This window comes from Niallia tiangongensis (genome assembly GCF_044704065.1).
GTDB classification, from domain to species: domain Bacteria; phylum Bacillota; class Bacilli; order Bacillales; family Cytobacillaceae; genus Niallia; species Niallia tiangongensis.
Genome location: NZ_CP162613.1, coordinates 2,830,617 through 2,845,709 on the forward strand (window position 1 = coordinate 2,830,617; position 15,093 = coordinate 2,845,709).

19 protein-coding genes and 1 other annotated feature are annotated in these 15,093 nt (G+C 34.4%); of the genes, 7 read left to right on the forward strand and 12 right to left on the reverse strand.

Going from position 1 to position 15,093, the window contains the following annotated elements; translation table 11 throughout:
- Positions 1-33 precede the first annotated feature (33 nt).
- From AB3U99_RS13555 to AB3U99_RS13585, 7 genes are all read right to left on the reverse strand, one after another.
- Positions 34-222 (reverse strand): hypothetical protein, encoded by a 189-nt coding sequence (locus AB3U99_RS13555; protein WP_400241703.1) that lies wholly within the window; start codon positions 220-222, stop codon positions 34-36.
- Positions 223-314: 92 nt separating this feature from the next.
- The gene (locus AB3U99_RS13560; protein ID WP_400241705.1) at positions 315-1,418 is read right to left on the reverse strand and encodes a DUF4179 domain-containing protein; all 1,104 of its coding nucleotides are present in this window, start codon (positions 1,416-1,418) and stop codon (positions 315-317) included.
- A 2-nt stretch (positions 1,419-1,420) separates the two neighbouring features.
- Positions 1,421-1,975 carry a sigma-70 family RNA polymerase sigma factor gene (locus AB3U99_RS13565; protein WP_400241707.1) on the reverse strand — a complete coding sequence of 185 codons (555 nt, stop codon included), beginning with the start codon at positions 1,973-1,975 and terminating at the stop codon, positions 1,421-1,423.
- Between the two features lie 182 nt (positions 1,976-2,157).
- Positions 2,158-2,826 (reverse strand): Type 1 glutamine amidotransferase-like domain-containing protein, encoded by a 669-nt coding sequence (locus AB3U99_RS13570; RefSeq protein WP_400241709.1) that lies wholly within the window; start codon positions 2,824-2,826, stop codon positions 2,158-2,160.
- Positions 2,819-3,391: a histidine phosphatase family protein gene (locus AB3U99_RS13575; RefSeq protein WP_400241711.1), complete on the reverse strand. Its 573-nt coding sequence runs from the start codon at positions 3,389-3,391 to the stop codon at positions 2,819-2,821. Before AB3U99_RS13575 ends, AB3U99_RS13570 begins: the two co-directional genes overlap by 8 nt.
- Positions 3,392-3,413: 22 nt before the next feature.
- On the reverse strand, positions 3,414-3,944 hold the full coding sequence (locus tag AB3U99_RS13580) for a GNAT family N-acetyltransferase (protein ID WP_400241713.1): 531 nt from the start codon (positions 3,942-3,944) through the stop codon (positions 3,414-3,416).
- A gap of 236 nt (positions 3,945-4,180) precedes the next feature.
- Positions 4,181-4,525, reverse strand: a complete 345-nt coding sequence (locus AB3U99_RS13585) for a hypothetical protein (RefSeq protein WP_400241715.1) — start codon at positions 4,523-4,525, stop codon at positions 4,181-4,183.
- Positions 4,526-4,664: 139 nt separating this feature from the next.
- Here AB3U99_RS13585 and AB3U99_RS13590 point away from each other — a divergent pair, with 139 nt between their 5' ends.
- The 3 genes from AB3U99_RS13590 to AB3U99_RS13600 all read left to right on the forward strand — a co-directional run bounded on the left by AB3U99_RS13590 (position 4,665) and on the right by AB3U99_RS13600 (position 6,844).
- The gene (locus AB3U99_RS13590) at positions 4,665-4,880 is read left to right on the forward strand and encodes a type II toxin-antitoxin system SpoIISA family toxin (protein ID WP_400241717.1); all 216 of its coding nucleotides are present in this window, start codon (positions 4,665-4,667) and stop codon (positions 4,878-4,880) included.
- 65 nt (positions 4,881-4,945) lie between these two features.
- The gene (locus AB3U99_RS13595; RefSeq protein ID WP_400241719.1) at positions 4,946-5,101 is read left to right on the forward strand and encodes a hypothetical protein; all 156 of its coding nucleotides are present in this window, start codon (positions 4,946-4,948) and stop codon (positions 5,099-5,101) included.
- A gap of 175 nt (positions 5,102-5,276) precedes the next feature.
- Positions 5,277-6,844 (forward strand): IS3 family transposase gene (locus AB3U99_RS13600; protein ID WP_400241721.1). Its coding sequence is split into 2 segments (ribosomal slippage): positions 5,277-5,928 and positions 5,928-6,844, totalling 1,569 coding nucleotides; the frame shifts between segments, so codons are not numbered across the junction.
- An 837-nt stretch (positions 6,845-7,681) separates the two neighbouring features.
- On the opposite strand, the gene AB3U99_RS13605 is transcribed toward AB3U99_RS13600, so the two are convergent.
- From AB3U99_RS13605 to AB3U99_RS13620, 4 genes are all read right to left on the reverse strand, one after another.
- Positions 7,682-8,197 carry a hypothetical protein gene (locus tag AB3U99_RS13605; protein WP_400241723.1) on the reverse strand — a complete coding sequence of 172 codons (516 nt, stop codon included), beginning with the start codon at positions 8,195-8,197 and terminating at the stop codon, positions 7,682-7,684.
- Between the two features lie 544 nt (positions 8,198-8,741).
- A complete protein-coding gene (gene metG, locus AB3U99_RS13610; protein WP_400248071.1) occupies positions 8,742-10,382 on the reverse strand; it encodes a methionine--tRNA ligase in 1,641 nt (546 codons plus the stop codon).
- Positions 10,383-10,522: 140 nt separating this feature from the next.
- Positions 10,523-10,778, reverse strand: a binding site (T-box leader).
- Between the two features lie 215 nt (positions 10,779-10,993).
- Positions 10,994-11,842: a class I SAM-dependent methyltransferase gene (locus AB3U99_RS13615; protein WP_400241725.1), complete on the reverse strand. Its 849-nt coding sequence runs from the start codon at positions 11,840-11,842 to the stop codon at positions 10,994-10,996.
- Positions 11,843-11,916: 74 nt separating this feature from the next.
- Positions 11,917-12,300: a PH domain-containing protein gene (locus AB3U99_RS13620; protein WP_400241727.1), complete on the reverse strand. Its 384-nt coding sequence runs from the start codon at positions 12,298-12,300 to the stop codon at positions 11,917-11,919.
- A 390-nt stretch (positions 12,301-12,690) separates the two neighbouring features.
- On the opposite strand from AB3U99_RS13620, the gene AB3U99_RS13625 reads away from it, so the two are divergent.
- The 4 genes from AB3U99_RS13625 to AB3U99_RS13640 all read left to right on the forward strand — a co-directional run bounded on the left by AB3U99_RS13625 (position 12,691) and on the right by AB3U99_RS13640 (position 14,168).
- Positions 12,691-12,870: an ArsR family transcriptional regulator gene (locus AB3U99_RS13625; protein WP_400241729.1), complete on the forward strand. Its 180-nt coding sequence runs from the start codon at positions 12,691-12,693 to the stop codon at positions 12,868-12,870.
- Positions 12,871-12,897: 27 nt separating this feature from the next.
- Entirely contained in the window at positions 12,898-13,128 is a 231-nt protein-coding gene (locus AB3U99_RS13630; RefSeq protein WP_400241731.1) for a hypothetical protein, read from the forward strand.
- A 12-nt stretch (positions 13,129-13,140) separates the two neighbouring features.
- Positions 13,141-13,368, forward strand: coding sequence for a hypothetical protein (locus tag AB3U99_RS13635; protein WP_400241733.1), 228 nt, complete (start codon positions 13,141-13,143; stop codon positions 13,366-13,368).
- Between the two features lie 95 nt (positions 13,369-13,463).
- Positions 13,464-14,168, forward strand: coding sequence for a DUF3298 and DUF4163 domain-containing protein (locus AB3U99_RS13640; protein WP_400241735.1), 705 nt, complete (start codon positions 13,464-13,466; stop codon positions 14,166-14,168).
- Between the two features lie 84 nt (positions 14,169-14,252).
- On the opposite strand, the gene AB3U99_RS13645 is transcribed toward AB3U99_RS13640, so the two are convergent.
- Complete coding sequence (locus AB3U99_RS13645; protein ID WP_400241737.1) at positions 14,253-14,765, reverse strand: HAD family hydrolase; 513 nt, start codon at positions 14,763-14,765, stop codon at positions 14,253-14,255.
- Positions 14,766-15,093 lie beyond the last annotated feature (328 nt).

A 15,093-nucleotide genomic window follows, 5' to 3' on the forward strand; every position in this document is an offset into this window, starting at 1 on the left:
AGAAATTTTCTCCTAGCTCCAACTTATCAATTCTCATTTTGAAATATCAATGGTAAAGGCTTGATCAAAATAATACGTATTTGGACTATAAATCGTATAGTCACTAGACATAAGATTGCCAGCCATCACCGCAATTGCATCAGAGTTTACAGTGGAAGGAACACTTTCTTTAAAAATACGATTGTACTCCTTACCTTCCTTATCCCGAATAATAAATGGCATATACTCATAAACTGGTACATCTGCATGATAGGAAAGATAGGTTTTACCATCTTTTTCTTCCTCGTTTGTAATCGTTATATAATGCTCGTTACCTATTGGCAGATTTGTTCCCCATTAGAATTAAATTTTGTAGAATTGGATGTGGTTATTATATGTGGTTCTTTATGATATTCAACCGGTACAATGGTTAAAGATTTCATCGACGGATTATTATTCTCATAGTTACTTAAGAATCTTTTTGAACCATTGTCATTCACATAAACAGAACCACCTAAATCATTTTTTGTTTCTCCACTGTCATCTTTCATCACATAAGTTAAGATGCCCTTCCTTGCACCTTGAAGTCCTTGTATATAAACTCGAATTGGGGTGATTATTAATTTTTCCACCGTAACATTTTCACCTATTGCTGGAAGCCTTTTATTTAAATCAATGGTCTTACTGTTTTCCGTTGCTTGTACCGTTTCTACAGGCAAATTAAATTCCCAGTTCCCTTTTATTTTACTATTTTTACTTCCATTATCTAAACCAAGCTCTTCCAGATTGAATTGTAAATTGAATGTTTTTGGAAGGTTATATATATCCAATTTGTTTTCTTCAATAAACTTTTCTTCTGAATCTATTTCATGATTAAAATCAAACGAGCCCTTATTTAATGGAAAAACCGTCACACCATTGTAAACTGTTTTATTTTTATCTTCAAAATCACCATATTCATTTGATACTGATACAAAAGACCCTTTATCTCCCGCTACAATTTTGGCATTTTGCGGAAACAAGATAGGCGCTTTTTTATAAGGTTCTTTCTGTTCCGCTTTATAGGACACCATTAGAACCATTAGATAATACCCATCAAAAATGGTATTGGTAATCGTTAATTTAACTCCTTTACTTTCTTGTACTTCATTTGTCTGAAGAGACACTTTTTCATAGTCATTTCCAAATAAAAGAAATTTCTCTACGTAGGAAGGAATACCAATATTTTGTGCTAATGATGGGTTCATTTGAAGTGATGCTATGGATAAAACAAGAATTGCGGCAGCTGCTGTTGAAATAATCATTCGTTTTTTCTTACCGTTCATTTTTTGACTAGGTAAATTGGCTAGTGTTTCATTTATTTTGTTTTCTAGTTGTTCCGGGATCGTATATTCATCTTTTACCATTGCTTTTAACTTTTTATCAAAATGATCAGTCATTGTTATTCTCCTACCTTCTCTTCCTTATTAAGCTTTTTTTGAAGCTGTAATCTCGCTTTGGAAAGCCTTGAACGAACGGTCCCTTCTGGAAGGGCCAACAAATTGGCAATTTCTTTTGTTGATAAATCTTCATAATAAAAAAGAATCGTGACAATTCTTAATTTTTCTCTTAATGAATGAACAACATGATACAAATTAACATTTGTGTATGTATCTTCTATAGTAGCTAGATCATTAACGTTGCTTTCCATTGAAACAACTCTTTTCCGACCTCTTAAAACAGTTGTACATTCATTAATTAGAATTCGCGTAATCCATGTTTTGAAATACTCCGACACCTTTAGTTTTCTAATATGCTCATATGCTTTTAAAATTGTAATTTGAATGACATCTTCTACGTCTGCTTCGTTTTGCAATATGCCCTTTGCCACTCGGTACAAGCTTATTTTATTTTCTTGAATTAATTGTACAAATGCTTCTTTATCTCCTTGTCTTGCTAGCATTACTAAATCATTAATTTGCTCTATTTCCATACTCTTCATTGCAATTATTTTCAACTTTTTTCCCTACTTTCGAACTATTAGATAAACTAACTGATTGAAATGTTCTCTTTTTCGCAAAAACATCTTACATTGCAATATGCAACATAAGATGTTTTTGAATGGTATGTATCAATTGCCAATATTTTTTTGCTGAGGTTTTTGGATGCGTAAAATTTTATATTTTATGAAATGAAATTCTACAGCTTTGTCTCTATTTTTTCGAGTTGATTATTTTTCAAGTGATAAACGCCATTTCCATCTGTCTCCAATAGCTTATCATTATAAAAATACATTCCAGTGCCTTCGTCGATTCCAAAATTTAGGCTGGGTTGAAAAATCGTGACTGCTTTTCTTAAATGACTTTCATCCAACCATTCACTAAAATGGACTGCAATAACCGTATCTTTTAACAGACCTAGTCCAGCCTGATATTTAAAAACCTGATCGACATTATCTTTAGCTGAAACGATACATTTGTCCATACAAATAAGGGCTCCTGCTGAAAAACCGGCGATTGGCACTCCAACTGAAAATTGTTCCTTAAGTACCGTTGAAATAGGAGTCTTAACAATGAATTCTGCATAAAGCTCTGTATTCCCGCCGCCGATGATGATTCCCGAACTATTTTGAAGTAGTTTGCTTGCCACTGCTGCCGAAATAGTTGGTAAAGGTATATATTGAAATTCCCTTATCCCATGTTCCGTCAGTGTATTTGTATACTTAGGCATATAATCTTGCCAGTTTGCTCTTTCTAAAATAAGCAAAGATACTTTCCCAGTGCGTGTTGAAACCAGCTCTGCAAATTTCTTCGATAATCTACTCGTAAATGGAGGGCCACCACCAAATAAGAAAAGATGTCTATCCATTTTTGTCCCCCCATAATCTTTGCACTGCCTGTAACTGATTACCTTTAAAGGTTAGTCTATAAATATCAGGCATCTCTATATTTTTCCAGAAACGAAAATCATATTCCTTAGAAAAGTAGTTCATTATTATAACCATGATATTTCCATGGGTTCCAATAACGATGTTTTTGTTTTCATATTGATTTAGTAAATGAAAAAGTGCACGTACTCCTCTTTTTTGGGCAATGATATTCGATTCCCCGCCGTCCCATGCAAAAGTTTCCTCTGTCCACACCTTCTCAATAGCCGTATCAAAATCACTCACTTCCCCCGATGCTAATACTCGTTCTTTAAATTCTTCGATAGCTTCGATTTCTACTTGAAAATATTCAGCAGTATATTCAACAGTCTGCATCGCTCTCTTATATGGGCTAGATACAACGATATCGACTGATTCTTTTTCCATTCGCTTTGCTACTCTCTTAGCATCTGCAAAACCTTTCTCTGATAAAGGCCTGCCTAATTCATCTGTAGAATACACTGAGTGAGCATGCCTTACAAAATATATCGTTGTTAAAGACTCCACTTGTTTCTCCTACTCTCCTTTATTAAATGTCTTTCATTATTGCATATACATTTGTATCATAAGCTCTACCATTCTGAACAAAATACGATCTAAGAATGCCTTCATGTTGAAATCCGAGCTTTTTAACAAGATTATTAGATGCATCATTTTCTATATAAACCAAAGCCCCCAAGCGATTTAATTTAAGCTCTTCTAATGCATAGGTGACAACTCTTTCTACGGCTTCAGATGTATATCCATTCCTCCAATAATCGGGATGAATTTCATATCCGATTTCAGCTCGTTTGTGTGTAAGAACTATATTATTTAAACCAAGTGTACCAATTAGACGCTTACTTCCTTTCCTTTGAATTCCCCAACGAATCCCTTTATTATTTCGATAGCTATCCGAAAAGTGCTTGATTAATGTTTCCACTTGATCGATGCTTGAAAATGCTTCTTGACCATAATAGCGCATTACTTCCGGTTTAGAAAAATAAGAAAATAAGTCTGCAGCATCTTCTTTTAGTAGTTCTCTTAATATTAATCTTTCAGTCTCTAATGTTGGAAACATATTAATCCCCTTTTCTATGTTTATCTATCCCTGTTTCTTTTTACCATTTTTTTCTTATTATAAACGATATCTTCATTTTATCCTAGGGCAAAAGTGAAACTTCCAACAGTGATGGGTTCCTTCATCCCCACTGTTGGTTTGTTGAACCATTCGGACCTCGTCTTTCACTTATCGTCCTCGAATTCTCTTAAAGCTTGCAGAAGATAGTCTTACTGAAGTTTAAGAGTGGGACAAAACTAAAAAGTAAAATCCTCCTTTACTTCCACATCTAGTCTCCCATCTTTTGCTCTTCCCTTTATTTCAACAAGTAAATTTGCCTTATACAATCCGGTTAATTTCGTAAAAAGCACTACTTTCTCGGTTATCTTTAATTTTGGATTCACATATTGTAAATATAATGGCCTTTCTTCATCAGATAATTTTGCATTATAGACAGAAACCGTTTTTCTTTCTCCAGGCTTTATTTTTTTCACTCTAGCTAATTCAAACTTGTCACCAGGAAATGTTATCAAAATATTTTTTAGCGTTTCATTCGTTAAATTGTCAAGCCATACAACAGGCAAAATTTGTAGACCAAACATTGCAATCCTCTCCTTCTTAAAATTATGTGGATAATATAAATACGCGCGAACCAAGAAAACGATTTCATTTTTTTACACTTTAAAATAAATGCTGCATGTTATAATAATAGATACATAGGTGTCAAAAGGAGGAGGAACTTTGACAACGATTTATTTTAGCTTCCTTTCTGCCATTATCTTGTTGGTTGTTCTTTCACTCGGATATTTTTGGTGGCGGACAGATAAATATGTAGAAAATCTCCAAGCAATTCGAAAGTCGTATTATGTGTTATTCTTTCTTGTTATCTGCCTTGGCGTTTTTTCTAATCAACTGCAAATAGTTGACTGGAAAACTTCTTTGTCTTTTGTTGTTTAATAGTTTCATTACATACTTGCTTGTGCCTAGTTAATCAAAACCCTTTTCTTAAAGGAGGAATTGATATGGCAGGCAAAAAGAAAGCGACAGCTGCTTCAACTCCTACTCCATTCAATAAACCAAACAAACAGTCGAAAAAGTCAATGAATCCGAATAGGAGAAAAATGACAGTAGCAGTATCAGAAACATTTGAAGATATTCATGACATGAATAAGCATTAAACCTACTAGCAAAACGTGCCTAATTAGTTAGAGTCTCAAAAAATGAGTAGGGGTTGGGACATAAGTATTCCAGCCATAGTTAACCCCGAACAACCATACGAGAGTTGATATGCTCCCAATAAAGTAGACAGATGAAATAGTAAAAAATCTGTTTAACTTTATTGGGGGCTTTTTCATGGCGAAAAATGCATATTCAGCGCAAGAGAAATTTGAAATAATTATGGCTTATGTGGACAGACAAACTTCAATTTCAGACTTCTGTCAACAATATGGCATTTCAACAAGAGCTCTACACGATTGGCTTTATCTATTTCAGACCTATGGAACGTCTGGACTTCAAGCTTCTAGTGGATGGAAACGGTATACCAAAGAGGTAAAAACTGCTGCAGTACTTGATTATCTTTCAGGGGGCTATTCTCTGATTGAGATTACACATAAATATGAAATATCCAGTCGTTCGGTGTTGAAAGATTGGATAAAGAAGTATAATGATCATAGAGAATTAAAAGAGACGAAAAGGATGAACAACTCTATGATTAAAGGTCGGTCTACCACACAAGAAGAGCGTTTGGAAATCGTTATGTACAGCTTACAGAACGGCAAAAATTATCAACAGACATCGACACAGTTCAATGTTTCCTATCAACAGGTTTATCAATGGGTGAGAAAGTATGAGGAACACGGAGAAGAAGGTCTAATAGATAAGAGAGGCCAACGTAAGTCAGAACCAGAGTTAACTCCAGAAGAGAAGATCCAGCGTGAAATGAAACGGTTGGAGAGAGAGAATGAGCGCCTTCGGGCTGAGAATGCATTCTTAAAAAAGTTGGAGGAACTCGAAAGGAGGCGTTTAAAGAAACGTCCTTAAGCCAAATTCGATTGACCGATAAATATGTAGTCATTCAGGAACTTCATGAGAAAGAGAAATTCTCCATTGTGCTATTATGCGAAATTGGGAAAATTCAACGTTCTTCCTATTATAAATGGCTTAATCGTACCCCTTCCGAGAATGAAAAGTTGAATGAGCAAATTCTAGAGGAGATAAAGAATCTTTATGCGAAGGTGGACGGTATATATGGATATCGCCGCATTACGATGAACCTAAACCGTACCTTATCAAAGCCTATAAATCATAAACGTGTATACCGATTGATGGGAATCGCTGGAATTCACTCGGTAATTCGACGTAAAGGTAAAAAGTATAAGCCAAGCACACCACAACATATGGTTGAGAACATTTTGAACAGAGAATTCAACGCAGATGAGCCAAATGAAAAATGGCTAACAGATGTGACTGAAATGAAGTATGGAGCCTCACAAAAGGCTTATTTGAGTGCGATTTTAGATTTGTACGATGGCTCCATTGTAAGCTATATGTTAGGCAATTTTAATAATAATCCGCTGGTATTTAAAACATTCGATTTAGCGTTAGAAGTTAACCCAGGAGCAAAACCCCTCTTCCATAGTGATCGAGGATTTCAATACACCTCCCGAGCTTTTAAAAGGAAAATTGATAAAGCAGAAATGGTCCAAAGTATGTCAAGGGTAGGAAGGTGTATCGATAATGGACCGATGGAGGCTTTTTGGGGAACATTGAAAAGTGAAAAGTATTATCTGAACAAGTACATTACTTTTGAAGAGTTGAAGCAAGACATTGAAGAGTACATACGATTTTATAATCATGAACGATTACAAAAAAGACTAAACGGCCTTAGCCCCTTAGAATACAGGGCTAAAGCCGCTTAGAATATTTTATTTATTTCCGCTGTCTACTTGACGGGGGGCAGTTCAAGTTCCATATGATTGTTCGGGTTTTTTTATTAGTTTATAAAAGGCCTGTTTCAGTAAAGTTGGTACACTTCGCTTTCCGTGGGGCTCGCGCTAAAGTCGCGGTCTGCTTCCGCCTGCAGGGTCTCAGCTATCTCGCTAATCTCAAATGAGTCTACGTGTATCCAAGCTACTCCGTCTTTCCAATTAATTAATTTTTTACTATTTTCATAATAGTTTATAGAAAAACAATCTTTAAAAACGAAGTGGAATGGAGCGGGGGACACTTGACTTCTGCGGGAAATAGAGCAAAACCTAAGACCCCCACAGGCTTTAGCTGAGGAGGATTAGGTTGCTCCACTGCGCATCGAGTGTCTGTAGCGCAATGGAACGAATTGGTTTCTCTACTTGATTTTTTAAAAATAAAATAACGATAACCACATATTAGAAACCAGCCGTTGTTTAAATAGCTATATTAGAGATGGTTCGTCTTTACAGATTGGCAATTTAGTTTTGTCCCAGCCACTATCTCTTTTCCGAGGCTCTTTTTTTACCGTTTTAATGCTTGAATAAGATCAATGAAAAAATGGAAAACCTATATATATAAAAGTTACCTGAGGCTTATTTCTAAGACGATAAAAAGAAAACAAAATCTAAATCCTATTCGTAGACATATGTGTGTATCATCTATGCATTTTTCTGTTTCCATCTACAATAAAAATGCATTACAAATAATATTAGAATGGCTAGAAAAAAGAAAGAACGAAATTTAGTAACTGGTTTTAATCTCAAAATATACTGAGATCCCTTCGTTCACTATTTTATTTTAGGTTCCTTGTCATTACTATGCGATTCTGTTTCTAAATACTTATCAATATAGGAATAAAACTTTTCCATCGTATCCTGTTCTTTAAGGATTTTTTGGAGCTTTAAAGGATCTTTAATAACCACTTTATGTTTTTTTAAGAGCTGAATCAGCTCAGGAAAAAGACTAATATCTTCACTTTCCAAATATAAACTGGAATGGTCTTTTAAGTGAATGATAATATTTAGATGTAAGGATGATCCTAAAAGGTATAAAAAAACAGTCGGAACTCGTTGGACATTAAACTCCACTGATATAATTTCTTTATATCGAACCGTTCGTATACTTTGTTTCTTCTTTTTTCTAAATAAACCACATGGTGTAAAAAGAATTCCTAAATCGCTAAAGCTTGTATAACATATTGGATAAAGCTTACTTGCATAATGCGGATATTTTTTTCCGTATACCTCTACAATGACTGGTAAGACTCTGTTCTTTCCATGTGATACAAACTCACTCCACTTCATTTTTCGCTCCCTCCTACTTATTAACTGCTTTATTCAACCCCTTTTGCCATATACTCTCTTATAATCCGCTCTTTGTTAATTACCTTAAGTCTATTCCAGAATAAAGGAAATATTGCCAAGTAAATTTTCATACGTTCCAAGTAATGTATTTAACATAGTATATTCATAGCTATTGAAATGGTTATAAAAGATGATAATAATACTTATTTATTCGATATATTAACGCAAATTTCCTGTATCTTCCCTAAAAAAACATCAATTTTCTACAACGATTTTGTTTACTAAAGAAAAGCCTTGCTTACCGCCAAAACGGAAAAGATGGACACACGATGAATACTAGAGAATCGATGTTGATTTTTCGTAGGGAACGGGGCGGGAAGCACATAAGCCCCTTGGTGCCCTGAGCTATACATCCAATGCCTTCAGAAAACTTATAATTTCTTAACTGTTACAAAATGCTCCTTCCCATAAAGTGAAGCGAGTTATACTGAAGTATAAGAGTGAGATACTACTGAAAAAAGGGCTTAAAGATCTGTTTATAAGGTTAGACGTTTGTCACTCCATCTAGCAGCACTGTTAACTCTTCTTCGATTAAACCTAAATCCAATCTTTCAAATAGAGGGGTGACATGCAATATTTCGGATGGAAGTGTGTGTTGGTGCTTCCATTCTATTTTCTTTATACCCAGCATATCTCTAATTCTTTGGGTTGAATAAGGTACAAAAGGCTCAAGAAGCTGTGCTAAATTTATAATAATATATGTACAATTTGCTAAAGTAATTTCTCCTTCCTCCTTATTTACCTTCACCTGTTCCCAAGGTTTTTGTTGGTCGAAATAACGATTCCCATAACGGATGTAAGAAAAAATTTCTTCTACCGCTTTTTTTCCACTTCCCTTTTCAATCCATTCTCCTGCCTTTTTATAAACCTCTTCTGTAGTGGTAATAATACTTTTTGAGATCTGCTTCTCAGGAATCTTGCTATTCATTGCTTTTTGAATGAATTTCAAGGTTCTATTTACAAAGTTCCCGTATGCTCCCAAAAGTTCACTATTATGACTATAGATAAATTCTCGCCAAGAAAAGTCCGTGTCTCTTGCTTCCGGAGCATTAATCGTTAAAAAATAACGAATGGAATCAGGATCATATTTTTGTAAAATATATGGAACCCAGACTGCCCAATTTTGGCTAGTGGATAATTTCCTTTTTTCTAATGTTAAATATTCACTAGAGATGATATGGGTCGGTAAGGATTTTTTGCCCAAGCCGAGCAAAATACTCGGCCAAATAACGGAATGGAAGGGAATATTATCTTTTCCATGCACGTAATAGGAAATCGTCTCTTCATTCCAATAATCTTCAACATTCATGCCTTTCTTTTTACATGCCTCCATACTAGCCGTTAAGTAACCTGACACAGCTTCAATCCAAACATAAATTTTCTTCCCATCATAGCCTTCTAATGGAACATCAATTCCATTTGGTAAATCTCTTGTTACTGCTCTGTCTGGAAGTCCTTCCTGTAAGTAGCGTTTTGTCAAAGCAAGAGCATTTTCACGCCAAAGCTGTTTTTCTACAGCTTCTTTTAAGTATGTTTCCATCTCTTGCTGAAACTTGCTAAAAGCAAAATAGAAATGCTCTGTTTTCTGAATGACTGGTGTTTCTCCACAAATTTTACATCGTTTCTCTTCTAGCTCTAAAGGGTCTAAAATAGCAGAGCAGTGATCACATTGATCCCCTCTAGCTTTTTGTTTGCATTGGGGACAAATTCCCTCTACAAAACGATCAGGTAAAAACTGTTTATCTTTCTGACAATAGGCCTGCTCAACTGTTCTTTTATATAAATATTTATTCTTTAATAGAGCAAGAAATATCTCTTGCACCGATTGATGATGATGCCAAGCATCTGTTCTTGTATAAAGATCAAAAGAAAAGCCTAACCGGGAAAAGCATTGGTAAAATTCATGGTGGTATCGATCGGCAATTTCCTCAACAGTGGTATGCTCCTGCTGTGCCCGAATGGAGATTGGTGTTCCATTACAATCACTTCCTGAAACATAAAGAACATTCTCTCCCTTTTGGCGAAAATAACGTGCCAAAATATCACCTGGCAATAATGCTGCCACATGGCCTAAATGCAAGGATCCATTAGCATATGGCCAAGCGCCCCCGATAAATATTGTCATCATTTATTCCTCCCTCATTCAATATGTCCAATTTATCTTGCTTCTTTGAATTTATCTATCCCTATAACTCACGCTCTTACCGAATAACAAATCCCCCCTCACTTGAAAAAAGCATAAAAAAAACGCCCTAATCTTAAAAAGATTAGGACGAGTTTACCCGTGGTACCACCTAGCTTCACAAATAATTTGCACTATTTGCCTCTAATCAGTACGTCTTTTATAAAGAGATACTGCTGCTGTTATAACGAGTGCCTGTCTCGTCGTAGTCTACTCACGCTTAGTTTTCGGTACGAAGCTCAAAGGTCATTTTCAATAAGGTTCATTTACCTCCTTTCCACCATCGGAAGCTCTCTATAAAATACTGTCTTATTTACTTTTCCTTATCAATGCCATCATTTTTATTAAGGTTTATTGTAGATTTTTCTTCCTCAATTGTCAATATCTTTCGAAAAGTCCTTCGAATACACATTCGAACGATAAAGGGAAACTTCTATCAGTGGGTATTTTCCTTTATCCCCACTGATAGAAGTTGAACCGATCAGAACTTTTCGGACAGTTGATCTCCAACCTATCTTCCTCGAATTTCTCATAAACTAGTATTCTTCCAACACTCAAATGATAGCGCCTACATATACATGCAGGTCATTCGGAATTAATATTGTTTGGTCCTTACTGTACTTTTCAAAAAGAAACCCTAGTTCATCAACAAATTCATCATAAAAAATATCCTCTTTTTTTGGTGCATAGGAAGCAGACAGATTTCTGCCGATAAAATGTTCTTTATCCATTTTTAGTGGATTGGAGACAGCATAATGTTCATAGCCATGCGTGAAAAATTGATTCAAATCCAATCGTTCAATATTAATTCCACCACTAAATCCCTGGAAATTCGGACAGTATTTTTTTGATATGTTTGCTGTTTCCTTATTTAAGTTACTCGTATGGTCACGACTATTCCATATAAGCATGACAAGACCATTGTTCTTCAAAATACGTTCGCATTCTTTTTTAAAGGCAATAGCATCAAACCAGTGAAATGCTTGAGCGACCGTAACTAAATCAACACTCTTATCAGCAAGCTCTGTTTTTTCAGCTGACCCGTTTACACAGGTTACCTGTGTGAAATCTTCCATTCTTTCTTTTAGAATAGATCTCATATCGTCATTTGGCTCTATCGCTATAATATCTGTTCCAATAGTAGCAACTAATTCTGTAAAAATCCCCGTACCAGCACCAATGTCGGCAATGACGAAATTATCATTTCCGCCGATATACTCTGTAAAAAGCTCAATAAAGAACCGTTTTGGATAACCTGGACGATAACGATCATATAATGTAGACTTCCCTGTAAATTTCGCTTCTGAATTCATATTATTCCCCCTTTTCCATCCAAATCTTTCCTTCTCCCCATAATCTTTTCCTATAAGCACCATACTAAATAAATATTCCACAAAGAACATTACATTCCTTCTATATTTTTTAAGAGAATGTCCCATAACTGCTTTTAAGGAGTCAGGGACTGGTTCCAATTATATTAAGCTTTTGCAACATAACTTGCGAGCGCTTTTTGTACTTCATATATACTACTGTCTTTTTTGAATTGTTTGGATATGGCTGGCAACTCTGCTCCCGAAATCCAAATTTTTAATTCAGCATCTAAATCAAAATGACCAGCAGTTTCGATACTAAAACGAGAGATACTTTTATAAGGCACTGATAAGTACTCGACTTTTTTACCAGTTAAACCTTGTTTATCAACAAGAATTAAACGTAAATCAGTAAATACAATTAAGTCTCTAATTAATTTATATGCAAGCTCTATTTGTTCATTTGTTCCGATTATCTTATTTAATTCCTTTTCTAATTCTTTCACATCTGCTGCACTTGCATTTCCCATTAAACCATTTAAAAAGCCCATATAATCAACCTCCATTTTCTTATATTCATATACTGATTACCAGCTATAAAAGTTCCCATTTTTTTCTCTTTACTAAAAGATTGTATTTTCAATAGAAAAATATACTAAGCAACAATTTTATAAAAATAGCCTTTGCTTTTTATGGAGTCTACTCTTATTTTCCTCCATCTTCAAATTCTTTGCAAATTTTAAAAAGTATCCATGATTGCTCTTGCATTATATTTACACCTATAACAAAATTATTACATATGAAAAAATAAGTAACGGCAATCAATTACTCCTTGTCCTAGAAGCTCTGTCTAACCCCTATCGGTTAAAAATTATTGCAATCCTGCAAAAAGAAAAAAATATGTCAGCCTGTTAGCCCGAGAGCTCGGGATTAGTAGACCTTTGTTATATTTACATCTTCAAAAATTAGAAAACGCAGAAATTATTATGGGACACCATGAAATCTCTGAAGATGGAAAAGCAATGAAATATTATGAATTGATTCCTTTTTATCTTCCATTATCAGAAGTATTCATTACAGATTTGGCTGAAAGCGTATCTATTAAAAAAAGAAAGGCGTAACAAAAGAACAATTTTAGGAGGTTACGAATGCAATTTTTCAATTTTATCAATTTACTCATCTTTATTCTTCCCATTCTCATAATCCTTGGGTTTCTATTCTATTTAGCTAGATACATGAAAAGAGCGGAATCGCGAGCAGATGAAAAGCTTAATATTGAAAAAGAAAATGTTGAATATCAAAAAGAACAGATAAATGCCCTTAACAAAATAAAAGAAAGAATTGTCAACATTGAAAAAATGTTAGATGAGACAAATTAAAAGGAGAAAATTATGAACGTAGCCATTATGGTTTTGCCGACTTTATTCCTTTATATTTTCATTCCCATGCTACTTATTTTTATCGTTGTACGCTTTCTAAAACGAAAAGAGGCTAGAGCCATCGAAAGGTTAAAGGTGGAAAAAAATAGCCTATCTATTCATAAGCAGCAAGTGGCCATGATAAATGACTTAAATAATCATCTTAAATCCATTGAAAAAATGCTAAAGGATGTAGAATAATCTACTTCTTTTCGCATTTTTCCATTTATCACCATACATATCCATTCTCTTTCGTAAAAAAATAGTATTAATATCAAAAAAGAATGGAGATTTATATGAAAAAACAAACGAATTTATTTATGCTCTCAATACTTGTCGTGCATTTACTTTTACTTACTATGCAACCAATACCTGCATTTGCGATTAAAACACCTAATGTCGTGATGACAAAACAATATAAAAATATAGAAAATCTTAATTATCCTACACTAATAAGTGCACCTAATAACAAAGCTCAAAATAAAGTAAACAATATTCTTTTACAACATATCCAACATTCTTATAACAGATACTTAAAATTGATGAAAGAAATGGAAAAAATAAAAGCAGATCCAATTTGTAAAGAGTCACCATCTGTTTGTAAATACGAATACATTACCAACTACAAGGTGAAATACAACAGTAATAATAAACTAAGCATTTTATTTAATGATTATCAATTTACTGGTGGTGCACATGGGAACACAGTTATCTCGACATATAATTTTGACCTCAAATCAGGAAATCAATTAACATTAGATGACTTTCTCCCCTCAGAGCGAGAGTATGAAAAAGTAACAAATTATGCATTAGCATATATGAAAAAGCATCCTGAAATTTTTTATTCAGATCCAGCTGAATTTGCAGACTTTAAAGTAACAAATGAAACGAACTTCTTATTATCTGACAAAGGAATTGAGTTAGTATTTCAGCAATATGAAGTTGGGCCATACGTTTCTGGCAATCCCTCTATATTGATTCCAGCTTCCGTATTTCAATAAAAGTAATTATTAAAAAAGGGAAGAACTATGGTGGTCATTACCTCCTTTTCGGCAATGACCACAACCTCAGCTCCTCCCATTGTTCTATTTAATTTTTCTTTGTCTTTCTATTTCCGCTTTTAATCTGCCTTCTGGTGCAAAATCAGCCTCCCAATTTGGCGGCTTAATAATCTTGCCATCTCCTTCTCTGAATCGTGGTTTGCCATCTTCAAATAATTTCCCCATATTCGCTTCTTGTACTATTTGAAAGAGAGCAAATGGTTCAACTCCAGCAATGACAAAACTTCCTTGATTGAAATATTCAACATCTGTTAATGCATCCATCTGTGCTACTAATTTATCATCGACTGGTTTCTTTTGAGTAAGTATTTTATCAGCTGCTTTATCTAACCCTTGTAAAAACTGTTCATATAATGCTTGAAATTTTTGTTCATCTCCTTCAGCCGTAGCGTATAGAAATTCAACTAATTCTTCTCCTGTCCAAACCGCTCGATTAACAGCTGTTTTTTCATCAATAGCAGTAGGTTCTTTTGCCACTTCATGTCCAAATGCTTCATGAAAATTTTTTACCATATAATACATCTTATTATTATCCATTACTACTCCTTTTTGAAATAAACGTAAATTTAATTAAGAAAACTTAAATCAATGTGGGTTTTTCCCGAGCCCCACTTTTAGTTGATTGCTCTTATCGGATTCTTTACGGAAGAGTTTCAACACCTAGCTTCCTCGATTTTCTGTAGCTTGTGGGTTGTTCCCGTTAAGAGTGGGATAAAGACTATTGTAACATTAGTTATTCTTTTTGTAGCACTTTCCTTTCAATTTAAGGAATAACTATATAGCCAAAATAGTAAAAAAGCCTTCCTATTCGTTCTCTCAATCTTTTATATAACACCGCTAAAGGATTGTTAAATCAAGCTTTTTC